This is a genomic window from Rosenbergiella collisarenosi, assembly GCF_018494085.1.
GTDB lineage: Bacteria > Pseudomonadota > Gammaproteobacteria > Enterobacterales > Enterobacteriaceae > Rosenbergiella > Rosenbergiella collisarenosi.
In genome coordinates, this window is sequence record NZ_JABBFP010000002.1 from 540,654 (window position 1) to 557,910 (window position 17,257).

The following is a 17,257-nucleotide window of genomic DNA, read 5'->3' on the forward strand; positions in this document are numbered from 1 at the left end:
CAGCTTGCATTATGCTATGAAAACATTATACCTTAGCGCCAGAAAAAATCTGTAGGGATGCCATATGAAAACTCGATTACTGCTATCACTTTTCGTGCTTGCCGGGTGTAGTCCAATTACTAATTATCAAACGCTTGTCAAAACGCCGGCCCCGCAATCATTGGAAGGTGTGTGGCGCACCGCTGGCCCACAATCGGGTTTAGTTAGCAAGGACGCGGTCGGTTATTTAATTATCGACCACGCAGGTAATACGCTGGATTGCCGTCAGTGGCAAAGAGTGATCGCGAAGCCTGGAAAATTAAGTCGTATTGACGATCAATGGGTCAATGTTAACCATCAGGTAAGGATCATGCCGTTGATTAGGGATAACGAGCAGCTGCACTACGATCGTCTGACCTTAATCAAAGTCTCTTCCGCCAGCGAGGCATGCCAAAAAGCCCTCGCCGAAGCGAAGGCACAACCTAATGTCGAAACGATTCAAAACATCGAAATCAGCAGCCAATAATCGAATTGTGTACGTTTAGGCTGTCTGATAAGCGTGGCTAATTTTATCTTGGACTATTTGGTGGAGCATCGCATCGTTCTCTTTGAGTGATTGCGCAAGCGATGCTTCAACGCCTTCATGTGCGTTCAGTAATTCTGCTATCGAGCCTCGATCATCGCTATCTTCTAACTGTTTAACAAACGCCGCGTACGACTCCGCTAGGGGGAGTAACGCCGGGATATCCTTCTGCTTTAACGTTTGCTGCATCCGGTCAAGGAGGTTGAGGCATTGTTGCAGAATCGGTGATAACACTACGTTTTCTTTCATTTCTTAACCTGTGAAAGTTGCCATGCTTCCGCAATCGTCTGTAGTAGCCCACGGCAGTGCTCGATTTTCTCAAGATTATTGTGCAGATTAGCTAATAACAACTGCTGAATAATATAGTGAAAGAGTGAGACCAGCTGTTTGGCAAGTGGCTCATCGGCGAAAGGCTCCAAGGATTGTATTAATCCCGAATCGATGACGGAGACTGCTTTAGCAATCATCGCCCCCTTTGCCTCGATATCGTTACTCTGCATCGATAGTGAGGCCCGAGCCAGCGCATTCAGTACACCGTCGAAAAGTAGGGTGGTTAATTGCGCTTGGCTCGCACTCAATACCGCGCTCTCGAGTTCCACTCGGGCATAAACCTTCGCGAGGAGATGTTTATTCATCGGATGACCTTAATCGTCAGAGTTTGAAAATTGTGACGTTAAATAGTCCTTAGTCTGATTCATTTGGGAAAGGACTTTATTCAACTGGGTAAATTGCGTTTTATAACGCGCCATCGTGGCATCAATACGTGATTGTTGTTGGTCATAACGGACTTCCAACTTATCGTAAGAGTCGTTTAAGGCATTGACCGCTGCGGTCAGCGTCCCCTTGGTTGAATAATTGTCGCTGAGGATCGACGTGAGAGCCTGGTTGGTCAGCGTACTAAAGCCGGTCGTCTTCCCATCACCCAAAAAGAATTGATAGACCGCTTGCGGTGTTGAGGTTAAGGCTTCGGTGAGTTTATCTTCATCAACATTTAAAGTCCCGATGCTACCATCAGCCCCTTTGGTGGTACTTTGTGTGATCCCCAGCTCAGCCATGATGGTCAACGCCCCCGCTTGGGTGGTGTTTAATACGGAACGGAGCTGATTTTGAATATCCCGTACGGTGCCATTCCCCATCAACGGACCATTACTCGTGGTATCGGTCGATAAGCTACTGCTTCCGGCAAAGTTAGTGGTGCTGGCAATGACTGACTGAACATTGTTGTAGGCCGTCACCCAGGCTTTGATATTTTTGACTGCATCCGTGGTGTTGTTAGCGATTTCCAGGCGTTCTTCTGTCGAAGAAACAGAATTCAACGTTAATGTCACGCCATAGGGTGCATCGGTAACCGTGTTGGATGCGCTCTGTACCGCGATACCATTGACGTCAAGTAATGCATCTTGGCCTGCCTGCGACTGCTTCATCCCCGTTGTGGAAGAAGACCCATCGTAGCCCACCAATGCTTGTAGCTTGTCGTCGCCCGCGACGGAGAGCGTGATGGTATTATTTGCACCGGTATTTTTTGCAGATAGTGATAGATAATATTCACCGTCGTTGGACTTGATACTCGTCGCAACGACATCCGCGCCACTACGGTTAATCGCGTTAACCAATCCATTCAAGCTGGTATCACTATCTGCCAGCGAAAAGGTGATCGGCTCGCCACTACCTGTAGAGATCGTCATTGTTCTGTCTTGGCTACCGCTCGTTCCCAACGGCTGCTGGTTACTGCTTATCTTGTCGGAGAGTAAGCTTTGTGCCATCGCGAGTTGCTTAACCTCAATTTGATAAGAGCCGACACTCGCGTCACTGCTACTTTTTGCGGTGAACGAGGTGTTGTGGCTGACAATACTTGTGGCATTCAATGATGATACCGAACTCAGTTTTGTCGTAGCTTGTTGTAAGGACTCTAACGCACTGCGTAGTTGGCCAAAGGCAGATATTTGGCTTTTTACCGTGGTCGCTTGTTGTGTAATAGGCGTTAAGCTTTGGTTTTCGACCGCCTCAAGTTTGTTGTAGAGCGAGTCGAGATCGTAAGTGCTACTGCCAATATTTAAGTTACTGATCGCCGTCATAATTTCCCTTATCTCCTGCAGAGTGTTAGGTCTTTATCGGCAGAAAAGAGAAAACAGTTAGACGCAATAAATTAATTGGCTGAGTCGATAAAGTTCATTCACCCCCCGCCGATAATTCCTTTGACCGCGTACTGAAGGGCAGTACGTACCATTAACTTAGCGCAAAGGAATTGAATATGGCTGTTATTAACACCAACATCATGTCTCTAACTACCCAAAATAATCTTAATAAATCTCAATCGGCGTTAGGGACCGCAATCGAACGTCTGTCATCTGGACTGCGTATCAACAGCGCGAAAGATGATGCGGCAGGTTCGGCGATTGCCAACCGTATGTCTTCAAATATTCGCGGGCTTACTCAAGCGTCGCGTAATGCGACAGATGGTATCTCTCTAGCACAGACTGCTGAGGGCGCCCTCAACGAAATGAACTCCAACTTACAACGTATTCGTGAGCTGACTGTACAAGCGAAAAACGGTACTAACAGTGATGAGGATGTAAAATCGATTCAATCAGAAGTCGATGCGCGATTAGCGGAAATTACGCGTATTGGGACCGCCACCACATTTAACAATATTAAATTATTTGATAGTGCACAGAGTATTAATATCCAAGTTGGCGCAAACGATGATGCATCAGCTAACGTGATTACTATTTCTCTGACTGATGATGGTTTCAAGTCTAAAAGTCTGGGAGCAGCCTTTAGCGTGGCAGGAGGGAACGATCCCGATGGTTCCGGCGGCACTGATGCCTCATTAGCCGAAATCGATAAGCGTATTGCGGCTGTCGACTCCGCACGTAGTAGCTTAGGTGCTATCCAGAACCGTTTTGAATCGACGATTAATAACCTCAACACCACAGTTAATAACCTAAGTGCCTCGCAATCACGGATTCAAGATGCAGACTATGCGACAGAAGTGTCAAGTATGTCGCGTGCACAAATCCTGCAACAAGCAGGTACCTCAGTACTAGCGAAAGCTAACCAAGTTCCACAAACGGTGTTGTCTCTACTCCAAGGCTAACCGACTCCTTATCACGTTAACCCCTTAGCGTCTCACGACCCTCATCCCTAAATGGATGCGGGTCGTTTTTTGTTAGGCGGGTGCACAGAATCTTCGCGGCAATATCACCGTTAAAGCATGTTTTTTTCCTCCGATAGGAATAGGTGTGTCGGTTAGATAATCGTCTGCATGGATTACTGATAGATAGGAAACATACAGTGCAATGTCTCTATAACCATGAAGGGCTAGCGCATGATGAAATCGATTGGCCGCGATATTTAAAGTTAGTCAGACAGGAGGCATTACGTTTACAAGTCCGTTTGCCCGCAAGCGTCGAGCTCGATGACCTCATTCAAGCGGGGGCGATTGGCCTGATGGACGCGTTATCACGATTCGATGCACAGCAAGGAACGGCTTTTACGACCTATGCGGCGCAGCGTATTCGTGGTGCGATGTTAGATGAATTACGTCATCGCGATTGGGCACCTCGACGTGTGAGGCGCGAGGCGCGAAATGTCGCGGCGGCGATCGCGCATATCGAGCAGCATACCGGATGCACCGCCACTGAAGAACAGATCGTCGCGAGACTAGACATAAGTCGCGAAGAGTATCGTACGATTCTTATGGAAACCAATAACACTCAATTATTCTCTTTGGATAGCCTCTACGATGAGCATAACGATGCTACTGAGCAATTATTCGCTGGCACGGCGTTAGACGGTCCGCTTGATACGCTGATCGAACAGAATTTACGACAACAAATCGTTAGTGCGATCGCCCACCTACCGGAGAGAGAGCAACAAGTATTGAGTCTGTACTATCAGGAGGAATTGAACCTGAAAGAGATAGGTGCGGTATTAGGGGTGGGAGAGTCGAGAGTGAGTCAGATTCATAGCCAAGCCATCAAGCGATTGAGTAGTCGTTTACGTGAATAAGCAAGGCATGTTTCCATGCCTTGCTGCGTCTTAACGATTAACCGATAGTCATTAGACTGGCGTTCCCTCCGGCAGCGGCCGTATTCACGCTCACTGAACGCTCAAACAAGAAGCGTTCTAATGCGATATTCGTGTCACCGGGGTCATAACCTTGAACAATCGCGATAGGGCCTTGTCGTTCGGCGACCTGCTGACATAGCGCAGAGAGTCTATCTGTATCCCCGTGATAAATGACGGCATCATAGCGTTCAGCCAGCGCTTGCATCGAGAGGTCGATACAGTTGCGTACCGCATCGGGTAAAGAGGCTAATAGCTGACGATGCTCATCATCCTCAGGCCATAACGCCCGACTGCCACAGGCGGTCACCGCAGCTAATTGCAGTAGGCGATCGCTTGGCCGTTCGGCGATACATAATACCCGGGAGCGAGGGAATAGTTGATAGGTGTTACGCTCGCCGGTCGGCCCAGGTAATAGGGCGATACGGTTTGACACCGTAGTATCGCGATAGGTTTTGCAGGCTTGGGCAAGTTCATGATTCTGATCTTGCTCTGCCCATAACTGTAGTGCGCTAACAGGAGCCACATCTGACGGCTGGTCTGCGGTAGAATGCAGGGGTAACCGTGACAGTGTCACTTTCGAAGCGTTACCCGGGACGCTGGATAACAAACGAGTAAGGTACAGGGGCCCACCGGCTTTCGGACCTGTACCGGACAAGCCTTCACCACCGAACGGTTGTACGCCAACCACTGCGCCCACCATGTTACGGTTAACATAGAGATTACCCGCATGCATCTGTTCTGTAGCAAGAGTGATGGTCTCATCGATACGACTATGTACCCCGAAGGTTAATCCATAACCCGATCCCTTAATCTCACTGAGTAATTTACCTAGATTTTTACTGCTGTAACGCACCACGTGTAGGACGGGACCGAAGATTTCACGTGTCAGATCAGCGGCAGTGTCGAGTTCAATTAATGTTGGACGAACGAATGTCCCTTGCTCAAGGCGTTGCGTATCCCTTTCGCCATGCCAGCTAAATTGCGTAACCTTAAAGCCACGTTGTTTCATATCATTGATATGGTTAAGAATATTATCTCGAGCTTCTTCGTCAATGACCGGACCAATATCTGTCGTTAGTAGCTCTGGGTTACCGACACGATATTCTGCCATGGCACCGCGTAACATTTTTAGCGTATGGTCGGCGATATCCTCTTGTAAGCAGAGCAGACGTAATGCCGAACAGCGTTGTCCTGCGCTATCGAACGCGGAGGCGACGACATCGACGACGACTTGCTCGGTCAACGCTGAAGAGTCGACCACCATCGCATTGATTCCGCCCGTTTCGGCGATCAGCGGGATAGGGCGTCCTTGTGGGTCGAGGCGTTTAGCGAGCTGACGTTGCAGAAGCGTCGCGACCGCCGTCGAGCCGGTAAACATCACACCACGAGTCCGCTTATCTGCGACCAAACGAGCCCCGACGCGCTCACCATCTCCCGGTAAGAATTGCAGGACACCTTTAGGGATCCCCGCCTCAAGGAGAAGGGAAACCGCTTGGTAAGCGATGAGTGGAGTCTGCTCTGCAGGCTTCGCGAGAACAGTATTACCTGCTGCGAGTGCAGCCGCAACTTGACCAGTAAAGATGGCGAGAGGGAAGTTCCATGGGCTAATACAGACAATTGGGCCGAGTGGACGGTGTGTTTCGTTATCGAAGTCTTGCGCGACTTGATCGGCATAGTAGGTAAGGAAGTCGACGGCTTCACGCACTTCTGCGATGGCATTCGCATAGGTCTTGCCAGCTTCTCTCACCAGCAGCCCCATTAGGGTCTGTAATTGCCCCTCCATTAACATGGCGGCACGCTGTAAAATCGCCGCACGCTCTTTCGGCGGCGTCGCAAACCAGATCGCACTCGCCTCGTGGCTGGCATCTAATGCCAGATCAACTTGTGCTTCACTGGCGTTTACCACTTCGCCGACGATATCTTGCAGATAGGCGGGGTTACGAACGGGTTGTCCGGCTTCGTTTTCGCTCTCGACGCCAAGCAGCGGTTTCGCTATCCAATCTTGAGAGGCGCTGGTTAATAAGGCACTGGAGAGTGAGGCTAAACGATGCTCATTCGCCATATCTAAGCCGGATGAATTAGCGCGATCGCCATAAATATCACGAGGAAGAGGGATGCGCGGATGAGGAAGGCCAACCTGTCCTTCTTCTCGTGTAAAACTATTGATAGTCGCGACAGGATCGACGATCAGATCCTCAACACTTAATGTCTTGTCGGCGACGCGATTGACAAAGGAGGTGTTCGCCCCATTTTCTAAAAGACGACGGACGAGGTAAGCGAGTAGGGTTTCATGGGTGCCAACCGGAGCATAGATACGGCAAGGACGATTGAGTTTACCGTCTGCCGTCTTACCGACAACCTGATCATAAAGCGGCTCACCCATCCCATGTAAACATTGGAACTCGTATTGACCCGGATAATAGTTATTACCCGCCAGCTGATAAATCGTCGCTAAACTATGGGCGTTATGTGTCGCAAATTGCGGATAGATCAGATTGGGTGCGGCCAGTAATTTTCTTGCACAGGCGATATAGGCCGCGTCGGTATACACCTTGCGGGTGTAAACCGGATAATCTTCCAAACCTTCAACTTGCGCACGTTTGATCTCGCTGTCCCAGTATGCGCCTTTCACTAAGCGGATCATCAGGCGGCGCTGACTACGTGAGGCAAGGTCTATCAACTCATCGATCACAAAAGGACAGCGTTTCTGGTAGGCTTGGATGACGAATCCAATGCCATTCCACCCTGCAAGTGCGGGTTCAAAACAGAGCTTTTCTAATAGGTCGAGCGATAACTCTAAGCGGTCGGCCTCTTCGGCATCAATATTGATACCGATATCGTATTCTCGCGCCAGTAAGGTGAGCGATTTGAGAATAGGGTAGAGTTCTTCCATCACCCTATCGTATTGCGCGCGCTGATAGCGGGGATGTAAGGCGGAGAGCTTAATGGAGATCCCAGGCCCTTCATAGATGCCTCGACCGTTGGACGCCTTACCAATGGCATGGATCGCCTGTTGATAGGAATGTAAATAGGCCTTGGCATCTTCGGCCGTGAGTGCGGCTTCGCCTAACATATCATAGGAGTAGCGAAAGCCCTTATCTTCGAGTTTGCGTGCGTTGGCGAGGGCTTCGGCGATGGATTCACCGGTCACAAATTGCTCGCCCATCAAACGCATCGCCATATCGATGCCTTTACGGATTAACGGCTCGCCACTCTTACCGATAATACGGTTAAGGGAGCGCGACATATTCACCGCATTATGCGTCGAAACCAGTTTACCCGTGACCAGCAGGCCCCAGGTGGCGGCATTGACGAATACAGAGTTACTTTGCCCGACATGAGAATACCAGTCGCCATGACTGATCTTGTCGCGGATCAGCGCATCACGCGTCGGTTTATCGGGGATCCGCAGCAGCGCCTCGGCTAGGCACATGAGTGCCACACCTTCCTGTGAGGAGAGAGAGAACTCTTGTAATAGGCTCTGTACTAGGCCAGAACGCCCACCTTGGTTTTTTTGGTTACGCAGTTTTTCGCTGAGATGCAGGGCAAGGGCATGTACCTTCTCGGCAACTTCTGGCGTCACTTTTGCTTGTTCGAGGATCATTGGCACCATGTCCACTTCAGGGCGACGCCATGCAGCCGTCACCGCCGAGCGCTTGATACTTTGTGGGTGAACATGCTCTGCAAACTCTAAGAAAGGTTGATAGGGTGTGGCAACGTCGGAGGTTTCCGCCGTTGCAGACTCAATCAAGACATGAGGGGCTGTCGGCGTAATCGTCTCACCCGCTTCGACCTGTGTTAACAAGTTAAAAATAGCTTGCTTGATCAGCCAGTGGGGGGTGCGGTCTATTTTTACCGCCGCACGCTTGAGTCGTTCGCGGGTTTCTTCGTCGAGTTTCACGCCCATCGTGGTGTGTGCCATGCCAATTCCTCGTCATAAAAAGTGATAAAAGGTTGCACCCTGACTATCGCTTGAGTTGCACCTTTAGTGCAACCCGTTTGTATAAAAAAAGTGAACAAATTTAAATAAATGATAATTATTAGTGGATATATTCAAAACAAAAGCGTTTCAAAGTGAGATTTAGTTCAAAAAAGCCCGTATTTAGACGAAAAAAGTTTGATCGAGATCTCCATTTCTCTATGTCTTCGCTGGGAAGAAATTTATTTATGTTAAAAGTTTGTATCCGTTGCAACCGGCGGTGCAACTTTCCGGCCTCATCGGTCACTGAGTACCGAACAAAAAAAGGATTTATAAATTAGTAAAACACATTGATAATACTAATAAAAGCGAGGATTAATTATGGTAAGTACTCCCTTATTAGTGACCTTCTGTGTCTATATTGCAGGAATGTTACTAATCGGTTTTATGGCATGGCGCTCAACGAAGAATTTTGATGATTTTATTTTAGGCGGGCGCAGCTTAGGGAGTGTCGTGACGGCACTTTCCGCTGGCGCCTCTGATATGAGTGGTTGGCTACTCATGGGCCTACCCGGTGCGATCTTTCTTTCCGGGATCTCCGAAAGTTGGATTGCGATTGGTTTAATTCTGGGCGCATGGGTTAACTGGAAGATTATTGCCGGGAGACTGCGCGTACAGACCGAATTTCATGGCAATGCTTTAACGCTCCCCGATTATTTTACGCACCGTTTCGATGATCGCAGTAAAATCTTACGCGTCATCTCAGCACTCATCATTTTAGTCTTCTTTACTATCTACTGTGCATCAGGGACTGTCGCGGGTGCACGTCTGTTCGAAAGTACATTTGGCATGGATTACACCACCGCATTATGGGCCGGAGCCGCAGCAACTATTGCGTATACTTTCTTGGGCGGTTTTCTCGCGGTAAGCTGGACGGATACCGTACAAGCCAGTTTGATGATATTCGCGCTGATCTTAACGCCAGTAATGGTGATTATGGCCGTGGGGGGAGTGGGTAACTCTGTAGAGGTCATCCGCCATGTCGATCCGCAGCGACTGAATATCTTTAATAATATGGGTGTCGTCGCGATCATCTCATTATTAGGATGGGGTTTGGGGTACTTTGGGCAGCCGCATATTTTGGCTCGTTTTATGGCGGCAGACTCCCACCATTCCATGCGCAGCGCACGGCGTATCGGCATGACTTGGATGATCCTCTGCCTAGCGGGTGCGGTCGCAGTCGGGTTCTTTGGTATCGCCTATTTCGCGGATAACCCCACGCAGGCGGCGGGCGTGAATGCGAACAGCGAACGGATCTTTATTGAACTGACGCAACTCCTCTTCAACCCTTGGATAGCAGGTATCTTACTCTCTGCGATCTTAGCTGCAGTCATGTCGACGTTAAGTTGTCAGCTATTAGTCTGTTCGAGTGCCTTGACCGAAGACTTCTATAAGGGGTTCATTCGTAAAGATGCCGGTCAACGCGAAAAGGTGTGGGTTGGTCGACTGATGGTATTAGTGGTTGCGTTAGTTGCCATCGCACTGGCCAGCAATCCTGATAACCGAGTCCTTGGACTCGTCAGTTATGCGTGGGCAGGCTTCGGTGCAGCGTTTGGACCGGTGATCCTGCTTAGCGTGTGCTGGTCAGGAATGAGCCGCAACGGTGCATTGGCAGGTATGGTGGTGGGGACATTAACCGTCATTGTATGGAAACAATTTGCATGGCTCGGGCTCTATGAAATCATTCCCGGCTTCGTCTTCGCGACCATGGCGATCGTTGCGGTAAGCCTCATGGGTAAGGGGCCCTCACAACAGGTGCGTGAACGATTTGCACGCGCGCATCAAGCCTATTTAGAATAACCCGCAGAAAAGGAGCGCTAATCTGGCGCTCCTTCTCATCCTCTAGCTAAACAGCTCAGCCCCGATGTAACTGCCTTCCTTCGCCGCAGGCGGAACAAAGAACAGCGCGCTACCGATGTGCGAGATATATTCGTTAAGGGCATCAGTAGCCCCTAATTTACGTTGTAATTGCTCGAAGTGGGCTGGATCGTTCTGATAGCTAATAAACAGTAATCCTGCATCTAGCTGTCCATACTGGTTCAACCCGTCGGTATAGTTGTACGAGCGCCGTAAAATTCTCACACCTTGATTATTTTCATGGGCGGCAAGACGAATATGAGCAGTGGCAGGGATGGTCAGCTCGCCGTCTGCATTTTTTTTATGAAAATCGGGGGTATCGAACTCATGCGTTCCCGAAAGCGGCGCGCCAGATAGCTTGTGTCGACCAAAGACATTATTTTGGTCGCTCACGCGGTCTGTGTCCCAATTTTCAATGTTCATCTTAATTTTACGCACGACTTGATAGCTGCCATCGTGCTGCCATGCGGGGCCTTGCTTGACCCAGACGTGTTTATCGAACTCGGCGGCATCGACTAAATTACGGGTACCGTCCTTGAAGCCGAATAAATTACGCGGGGTTTCTTGTCCTTTACCTGCCGATGCTCGCCCAAAGCCCATTACCGTCCAGCGAGTCTGCGCTGCGCCAATACTCTTGGCAATACGCGCCAATACACGGATCGCATGGTAGGCAACTTGCGGATCATCCGCACAGGCCTGCAGGGACAAATCTCCCCCGGTTAGCTCTGGTTGTAAATTGTCGCTAGGTAGTGTAGCCAGAGGGCGTAGGTGGGGAGGGCGCTTCTCGGCGAGGCCATAATTATCGGTAAAGATAGTTGGACCCAGGCCAATGGTGACCGTCAGGGCGGCTGGATCTAGCCCAACGGCTTCGCCCGTATCGCTACCGACGCTCCCCGTCCTCAACGGCTCGACCGTGCCGACCGCGGCACCTTGCACCAGCTGAGCAATGGCAGCAGACCAGCGGGCGAGCAGGACTTGCAGAGCAGATGCTGTGGGCGTCGTCATATCGAAGGTCATAAACATAATATGTCGTTGGGGAGGCGTCGTAATCCCTGCCTGCCCTTGCTCGCCATAAAAAGGCCATTGGCGGGCGAGATCGATATTATCCTTATCCTCGGTCTGCGCGGCCCCGGCTAGCGTAGGGGCCAGGGCAGGGAGCGTTAGCGCGCTGGCTAACGATCCTTTTAACATCGTACGACGTGAAACACGGCCATGGGAAAGTAATGGCTTATCGTGACGGCTCATGACTTACGCTCCGCCGTGGGTCGCCACTTTCTCAGCAATATGGGAAAGTGGCTCTTGTAGGGCTTGGATCGCACGGCTTAGTTTCGCCGCATTTTCAGCTTTTAACGCAGGGGTATAGGCACGATAGCCCCCTAGACTCTGACTATCACGATACTGATCTAATAATTTGCGCACTGCCGCAAACTGTTGGCTAACCTGTTGCGTCAAGGCAGGATCGATCTTCTCTAGTCCCGGTTGAAGGTAGGCAAAGGCTTGCATCGCTCCCTCGACATTCCCGGCGAAATCGACCAAGTCAATATGGCTGTAAGCTTCCTCCTCGCCGTTGATTTTCGTGTTTTGTACTTCTTCGAGTAGATCGGCGGCACCGTTAGCCAAATCTTCCGGCTTATAGGTTAAGCCCTTGACCTGTTTATTCAGTTCCCCAACATGGGTGACGAGTCCCTTAGCCAGTTGTTGGGTCTGCTTATCGATCTTTCCTTTTTCAAACAGGTCACGCTCGATAGCATGGAAGCCATGCCAGCCTACCGCCGGATCGAGGTTTGAGGCACGCATATCGATGAGATAATCCAAATTACCTGCATTGTCGGTGGCTTTAAAGCCCGGGAGTAGGAAGCCATCGACATCAGATTCGATACGTTCGTAGTACGGGCGAGCTTGCGCGTAAGCGACCTTAGCCTGCTGTAATTGCCCAGCAGCAATGGCAGCTTGTAGTTTTGCTACTGCGGTGACCATCCCGCCGACGGTACTCTCGACATAGCGACCGTAGCCATCTGTGCCTTGTTTAAGCAGGTCGCTAATGGTGTCGGAAGACTGCGCGTTTTGCTTACCGCTCACCGTAAAGTTCACCAGCTCCTGTGCTGCGCCGGGGCAATAGAGTTGGTACTGACCGCCATCAAGATTAACCGTAAATTTTACCGCAGGGAGTCCCGGTGCGAGATTCTCTTTTTCGCCGAGGATGCGGTTGTTATTAAGTAATTCGACTTCAGTAATCGCGGTCGCCGTCTTATTCACGATAGTAAAGGTTACTGGGCCAGCGTTAACGTGATCCGTGTCGAGGCGGCATTGACCACCTTGGTCGCCGGTCAACGTAACAGTGACCTGAGTAACGTTCGACGCAGGCGCAGCATGGGCTGCGCTAACTGATAACAGAAGCGCTGTTAACGCACTTATTTTCAGAGCCGGATGGCGTAATGTGTGCTTTTTCATCATGGTCGTTATCTCATTATTTTTGAGGGAGCGAGCTACATTTTTTTTTATTTCTAACGCTTAGCACCAGAGCGCCAAGGCTTATCACAATTAATACAATCGGTAATCTATGTTGCAAGAAGTCATACAGCGTGAGCGTATCCTGATAGCCCGCAAGGGCTTGGGCCGTCTGCTGCTGCCACGCGGGGTTGGTTTGCCATGGACAGCCGGTGGCAGCGGAGGGAAGCGAAACGCTGAGCAAACGAGGCGATTGCAGCCCACTTCCACTCAAGGTCACTAGACTGTGAGCGATGGCTTGGGCGGCGATGAGTTGTCCGTGCTGCATCGTTACCACGAGTTGACAGCTCAGTTGCCAGTGGCTCTGATACGGCCCAGGATGCTGCTGGGGATGTAACCCCGGTGGGACTCGGCCATGATAGAGCGCCATGACGTGATCAAGCGTCAATGTTGCCGGTGCGTCTTGCCATTGGCTCTTAAGCGGTACGCTTGTTTCCTCCGCCAGAGCAGAATCTTCAGTAGGGGGAAGGGGAATAAACTGTGTCGGTTTTCCCGTGAGCGTTAATTCGAGGCCGTCAGCGCTACGTACTAATTCACCGACTGCCTGCTGTTTCGCGTCTTGCTGGGTCACTAAGGGTAACTGCTGGGATAAGGTAAAACTTGGCGGCGTTAAGCTCTTAGCACAGATTATGGCACCGACGAGTAGGAGGAGGCTGATCGCTTGATAGAAGCGGTATTGCAGTTGAGGGGTCGGTTTATAACGCTCGGGCCACGCTAATAATAACGCAAATATCCCGAGATAGCCTACCCAGCCAATAACTTCTGCCCAACGTGGGTCGGATGGAATGCCGAGTACGCCGCTGATTAAGGCGGCACGTACGGATCCCGCCGGAAGTAGCCCGTGCAGATCGAGCAGTCGCTGCTGGCCGATTAATAGCCATCCTGCCTCGTGAGCGCTGCGTAGCGCCGAGACGACTAAGCCTGCTGCGACAAACACAAGGAACAGGCCCGTTATCTTGAAGAAACGGCCGAGATTGAGTCGAACTCCGCCACGATAGATTCCCCAGCCGATAAATAAGGCTAGCAATAGGCCGATTACCGCACCCGCGGTTGCGCCGATAGCGGATTGGGCTGCGGAGAAGGTGGCTAGCATAAATACGCTGGTTTCAAACCCCTCTTTCAACACCGCTAAAAAGGCCATCATCGGCAAGGCCCAACGACTTGAGCGGCTCAGCGCGAGCGATGCCTCATTTTCGAGCTGATGGCGTAATTGCGGCGCATGCTGTTGCATCCAAATAATCATCGTACTGACGAAAACGACGGCGATGGCACCGATTACCGCTTCCATTGCCTCTTGCTGTGCTTGTGGCAGGGCGCGTTCAGTGAGACTCAAGAGGATACCGACGAGGAGAGAGAGTATCACGGCGGCCGTGACTCCCCACCACATGGGGGCTAACGGCTGCTTATTTTTTCGTAGAAAGGCCGCAATAATACTGACGATTAAAACGGCTTCTAAACCTTCGCGTAACGCGATGACCAAGGTGGCTAGCACGGTCACTATCTCTAAGTAAATTAACGTAAATAGGAATGGTTAGTAATATCATTTCTATTCACGGCTGTAAAAGTATTACAGCATCTTCGAAGTGATTTTTCGTATCTGGATATTACTTTGCTACGGTACGCACCGCTACTTTCCCACACATTATCGCAGGCAATAGCGACAGGTTTAGATACCTATGTTATTTGCCAACCGGATGCTTATGCTATTCATGCGTTAGTTGACCCCGCCCGTTTAACCACAGTCTCAAGCGCGGGGGTGGGCGATTCTATTGCACACGCCGTGCGTTCGACCGCACACTATGATGGATGGCTTATTGCGCTTGGCGATATGCCCCTGCTCACGACGGAGAGTTATCGAGCGGTCGCCGAGCAGCTGAAGCACTCACCGATTGTTCGCACCCGAGTAGAGGGTGTTTTTGGTCATCCCGTAGGGTTTCAACAGTGCTGTTATGAGCCACTTATTACACTACAAGGCGATACGGGCGCCCGTTCCCTTTTCGATAACAGTTCACCGCATATTCTTGAACTTGATGATCCTGGCTGTTTATGGGATGTAGATAGCGTTGAGGACTTAAGAGCTATAGAAAGGGTCTCCCCCATTTTAAAGCTATAATAAGGCGTTGAGGTTTACGACGAAGGAGGGCTACCTTTATCTGCTCAATGGGTACTAGCATCAAGGGTATTGGCCGAGCGTCCTTGCTCGCCTGATGGGTGGACTATCGTTTCTTAATCTCAGTGATGTCAGTTACTGCTGCGTGCTCTACAAAATTAGCGACATCATCGTAAGTCTCTTGCCCAACTGGCGAAGATAAGGCTTTTTCAGCATCGTCTATAGAATCAACCCCTAGCTCTGAAAAACCATCGATGGGAGATTCAGGATACTTTTCTCGATCAATGGGATGGAGCACACTGCGCAGCCCAGGGTGTCTCAATGCGATAGAACTATGTATTTCATTCCACTATTTAATGAATTCGTCAACGCTTTGATCGGATTTGCGCGTGACTCTTCTCTGTGACGATCCTGCGAAGAGTTACGAATAGTCAGTCCTTTGTCACAAAAATGTCATTATTGAGTGATAAATGTAATAACTGTTGATTTGTTCTATAGTTATTAGACATTATGTCTTGGCAACATCGTGATGTACTGTTCCAACTCGTGGGAGTTCGACAATGAGACTTGCTCAATCAGTGGATAGAGACTTTACTGTCTTCTGGATAGCTAGCGCGTCACAGGTGCCGACCTCTTATATCACTCACTTTTTTCACGATACCCCTGTACGGGCGAGCCAACTGGCGCTGTGTACAGCAACGACTTCTAATCTCAGGCAGTAAGGCTTATAAGGAAGCTAACCTCTAAAGCGTTCAACTATACGTCGCCAACGGGCAGACGGTAACTGAAACCAACAGTAAGGTGCCATCATGGGAAGACAAAAAGCAGTGGTCAAAGCACGTCGTGAAGCAAAACGGGTTCTCCGTAGTGATGCGCGTAGCCATCGCTCACGTGAGGAAGAATCGGTCTCTTCTCTGGTTCATATGAGTGGCCTTGATGCGATAGGCATGGCGCGGGATGTTCGTGATCGCCAACCGATCGTTGCACGTAATGAATCGCAGGCTGATTATCTACAGGCGATCACCGCCAAATCATTAATCTTTGCTACAGGTGAAGCCGGTTGCGGAAAAACCTGGATCAGCGCGGCAAAAGCCGCAGAAGCCTTAATCAATAAAGATATTGAGCGAATTATTGTGACCCGCCCAGTATTACAAGCCGACGAAGATTTAGGATTCCTCCCTGGCGACATTTCTGAAAAATTTGCCCCTTACTTCCGCCCCGTCTATGACGTACTCGTCAAACGGTTGGGCTCTTCCTTTATGCATTATTGTCTACGTCCGGAAATTGCCAAAGTCGAAATTGCACCCTTTGCTTATATGCGGGGCAGAACCTTCGAGAATGCCTTTGTGATCCTCGATGAAGCGCAGAACGTCACCGCGTCGCAGATGAAGATGTTCCTGACGCGACTAGGTGAAAACGTCACGGTAATCGTGAACGGTGATATTACGCAATGTGATCTGCCTTCAGGGGTGAAATCCGGGCTGGCCGATGCGATGCAGCGTTTCTCCGATGACGATGTCGTAAGTGTAATCCGTTTTGGTGCCGAAGACTGCGTGCGTTCCGAGCTCTGTCAGCGCACACTCCGCGCCTATCAATAACACTGTCTGTAGACCGCCCGTCAGGGCGGTTTTTTTATTTTATAGAGTGATGGTTGAGCCTTAGGGAGAGCATAAGAGTAATGATTGGACGTTTACGCCGGGCCAGCGTCGCAGATGCACCAGTCTGCTGGCATATCAGAAATAGCGCCATTCGAGAACAGTGTGCGGCGTGCTACCCTCTAGCCGCCGTCGAAGCTTGGACACCGCAGGTCATGCCAGAAAGCTATCCTCAAGCCATTATCGAACACTGTTTTTATGTGATAGAAGACGTACAAGGTGAGTTACTCGCCACTGGCTATTTGGACCGCCAGACACAGCGACTTGAGGCTATTTTTACGCGTCCTTCAGCAATGGGGCAGGGGTGCGCGTCGCACATTGTGGAAAAGCTGAAAGAAGAAGCCTTACAGCAAGGCTTATCCGCTATCTCGTTATCCTCGACGTTAAACGCACAACCTTTTTACCTCAAGCAGGGCTTCATCCCTCTACGTCACGATTGTCATTTCTCAGCTACCGCGGGCTGTTATCTCGATTGTGTCGAGATGTATTGCCCGCTGACGTTACCTGGAGACTGA

14 protein-coding genes and 1 pseudogene are annotated in these 17,257 nt (G+C 50.2%); 7 read left to right on the forward strand and 8 right to left on the reverse strand.

The genetic code is table 11. The features are described 5' to 3' along the window. Window positions 1-64: 64 nt before the first annotated feature. On the forward strand, window positions 65-505 hold the full coding sequence (yedD, locus tag HGT70_RS05510) for a lipoprotein YedD (protein WP_071429751.1): 441 nt from the start codon (window positions 65-67) through the stop codon (window positions 503-505). Window positions 506-520: 15 nt separating this feature from the next. Here yedD and HGT70_RS05515 read toward each other — a convergent pair whose 3' ends face one another. Genes HGT70_RS05515 through fliD form a run of 3 tightly spaced genes read right to left on the reverse strand, consistent with a single transcriptional unit; the run spans window position 521 to window position 2,637 of the window. Further along, window positions 521-811: a hypothetical protein gene (locus HGT70_RS05515; RefSeq protein ID WP_214195164.1), complete on the reverse strand. Its 291-nt coding sequence runs from the start codon at window positions 809-811 to the stop codon at window positions 521-523. Next, window positions 808-1,197 carry a flagellar export chaperone FliS gene (fliS, locus tag HGT70_RS05520; protein ID WP_214195165.1) on the reverse strand — a complete coding sequence of 130 codons (390 nt, stop codon included), beginning with the start codon at window positions 1,195-1,197 and terminating at the stop codon, window positions 808-810. Before fliS ends, HGT70_RS05515 begins: the two co-directional genes overlap by 4 nt. 9 nt (window positions 1,198-1,206) lie before the next feature. Next, the gene (gene fliD / locus HGT70_RS05525; protein WP_071429756.1) at window positions 1,207-2,637 is read right to left on the reverse strand and encodes a flagellar filament capping protein FliD; all 1,431 of its coding nucleotides are present in this window, start codon (window positions 2,635-2,637) and stop codon (window positions 1,207-1,209) included. A gap of 176 nt (window positions 2,638-2,813) precedes the next feature. Here fliD and HGT70_RS05530 point away from each other — a divergent pair, with 176 nt between their 5' ends. After that, window positions 2,814-3,659 carry a flagellin N-terminal helical domain-containing protein gene (locus HGT70_RS05530; protein ID WP_214195167.1) on the forward strand — a complete coding sequence of 282 codons (846 nt, stop codon included), beginning with the start codon at window positions 2,814-2,816 and terminating at the stop codon, window positions 3,657-3,659. 197 nt (window positions 3,660-3,856) lie between these two features. Continuing rightward, the gene (locus HGT70_RS05535; RefSeq protein WP_071429759.1) at window positions 3,857-4,573 is read left to right on the forward strand and encodes an RNA polymerase sigma factor FliA; all 717 of its coding nucleotides are present in this window, start codon (window positions 3,857-3,859) and stop codon (window positions 4,571-4,573) included. A gap of 37 nt (window positions 4,574-4,610) precedes the next feature. On the opposite strand, the gene putA is transcribed toward HGT70_RS05535, so the two are convergent. After that, window positions 4,611-8,555, reverse strand: coding sequence for a trifunctional transcriptional regulator/proline dehydrogenase/L-glutamate gamma-semialdehyde dehydrogenase (gene putA, locus HGT70_RS05540; RefSeq protein WP_214195168.1), 3,945 nt, complete (start codon window positions 8,553-8,555; stop codon window positions 4,611-4,613). A 375-nt stretch (window positions 8,556-8,930) separates the two neighbouring features. Here putA and putP point away from each other — a divergent pair, with 375 nt between their 5' ends. Further along, window positions 8,931-10,412: a sodium/proline symporter PutP gene (gene putP / locus HGT70_RS05545; protein ID WP_214195213.1), complete on the forward strand. Its 1,482-nt coding sequence runs from the start codon at window positions 8,931-8,933 to the stop codon at window positions 10,410-10,412. A gap of 42 nt (window positions 10,413-10,454) precedes the next feature. On the opposite strand, the gene efeB is transcribed toward putP, so the two are convergent. From efeB to efeU, 3 genes are read right to left on the reverse strand one after another with little or no spacing between them, the layout of a single operon-like run. After that, window positions 10,455-11,714 carry an iron uptake transporter deferrochelatase/peroxidase subunit gene (gene efeB / locus HGT70_RS05550; RefSeq protein ID WP_214195169.1) on the reverse strand — a complete coding sequence of 420 codons (1,260 nt, stop codon included), beginning with the start codon at window positions 11,712-11,714 and terminating at the stop codon, window positions 10,455-10,457. A 3-nt stretch (window positions 11,715-11,717) separates the two neighbouring features. Then, window positions 11,718-12,923, reverse strand: coding sequence for an iron uptake system protein EfeO (gene efeO / locus HGT70_RS05555; RefSeq protein WP_214195171.1), 1,206 nt, complete (start codon window positions 12,921-12,923; stop codon window positions 11,718-11,720). Between the two features lie 13 nt (window positions 12,924-12,936). Beyond that, entirely contained in the window at window positions 12,937-14,469 is a 1,533-nt protein-coding gene (efeU, locus tag HGT70_RS05560) for an iron uptake transporter permease EfeU (protein WP_214195172.1), read from the reverse strand. A gap of 117 nt (window positions 14,470-14,586) precedes the next feature. On the opposite strand from efeU, the gene HGT70_RS05565 reads away from it, so the two are divergent. After that, window positions 14,587-15,090, forward strand: coding sequence for a nucleotidyltransferase family protein (locus HGT70_RS05565; protein ID WP_214195174.1), 504 nt, complete (start codon window positions 14,587-14,589; stop codon window positions 15,088-15,090). 103 nt (window positions 15,091-15,193) lie between these two features. On the opposite strand, the pseudogene HGT70_RS05570 reads toward HGT70_RS05565, so the two are convergent. Beyond that, a pseudogene (locus HGT70_RS05570) lies at window positions 15,194-15,481 on the reverse strand (EthD family reductase); the annotation flags it as partial. Window positions 15,482-15,896: 415 nt separating this feature from the next. Here HGT70_RS05570 and phoH point away from each other — a divergent pair. Together phoH and HGT70_RS05580 are read left to right on the forward strand one after the other, a co-directional pair. After that, window positions 15,897-16,685, forward strand: a complete 789-nt coding sequence (gene phoH / locus HGT70_RS05575; RefSeq protein WP_214195175.1) for a phosphate starvation-inducible protein PhoH — start codon at window positions 15,897-15,899, stop codon at window positions 16,683-16,685. A gap of 80 nt (window positions 16,686-16,765) precedes the next feature. Continuing rightward, window positions 16,766-17,257: a GNAT family N-acetyltransferase gene (locus tag HGT70_RS05580; protein ID WP_214195176.1), complete on the forward strand. Its 492-nt coding sequence runs from the start codon at window positions 16,766-16,768 to the stop codon at window positions 17,255-17,257.

What these genes read in the sequence shown, in the direction of transcription:
- fliS (WP_214195165.1), bottom strand. Translation starts at nt 1,197, where the DNA reads ATGAATAAACATCTCCTCGCGAAGGTTTATGCCCGAGTGGAACTCGAG.
- HGT70_RS05580 (WP_214195176.1), top strand. Translation starts at nt 16,766, where the DNA reads ATGATTGGACGTTTACGCCGGGCCAGCGTCGCAGATGCACCAGTCTGC.
- efeO (WP_214195171.1), bottom strand. Translation starts at nt 12,923, where the DNA reads ATGATGAAAAAGCACACATTACGCCATCCGGCTCTGAAAATAAGTGCG.
- yedD (WP_071429751.1), top strand. Translation starts at nt 65, where the DNA reads ATGAAAACTCGATTACTGCTATCACTTTTCGTGCTTGCCGGGTGTAGT.
- efeB (WP_214195169.1), bottom strand. Translation starts at nt 11,714, where the DNA reads ATGAGCCGTCACGATAAGCCATTACTTTCCCATGGCCGTGTTTCACGT.
- HGT70_RS05530 (WP_214195167.1), top strand. Translation starts at nt 2,814, where the DNA reads ATGGCTGTTATTAACACCAACATCATGTCTCTAACTACCCAAAATAAT.
- putA (WP_214195168.1), bottom strand. Translation starts at nt 8,555, where the DNA reads ATGGCACACACCACGATGGGCGTGAAACTCGACGAAGAAACCCGCGAA.
- phoH (WP_214195175.1), top strand. Translation starts at nt 15,897, where the DNA reads ATGGGAAGACAAAAAGCAGTGGTCAAAGCACGTCGTGAAGCAAAACGG.
- HGT70_RS05515 (WP_214195164.1), bottom strand. Translation starts at nt 811, where the DNA reads ATGAAAGAAAACGTAGTGTTATCACCGATTCTGCAACAATGCCTCAAC.
- fliD (WP_071429756.1), bottom strand. Translation starts at nt 2,637, where the DNA reads ATGACGGCGATCAGTAACTTAAATATTGGCAGTAGCACTTACGATCTC.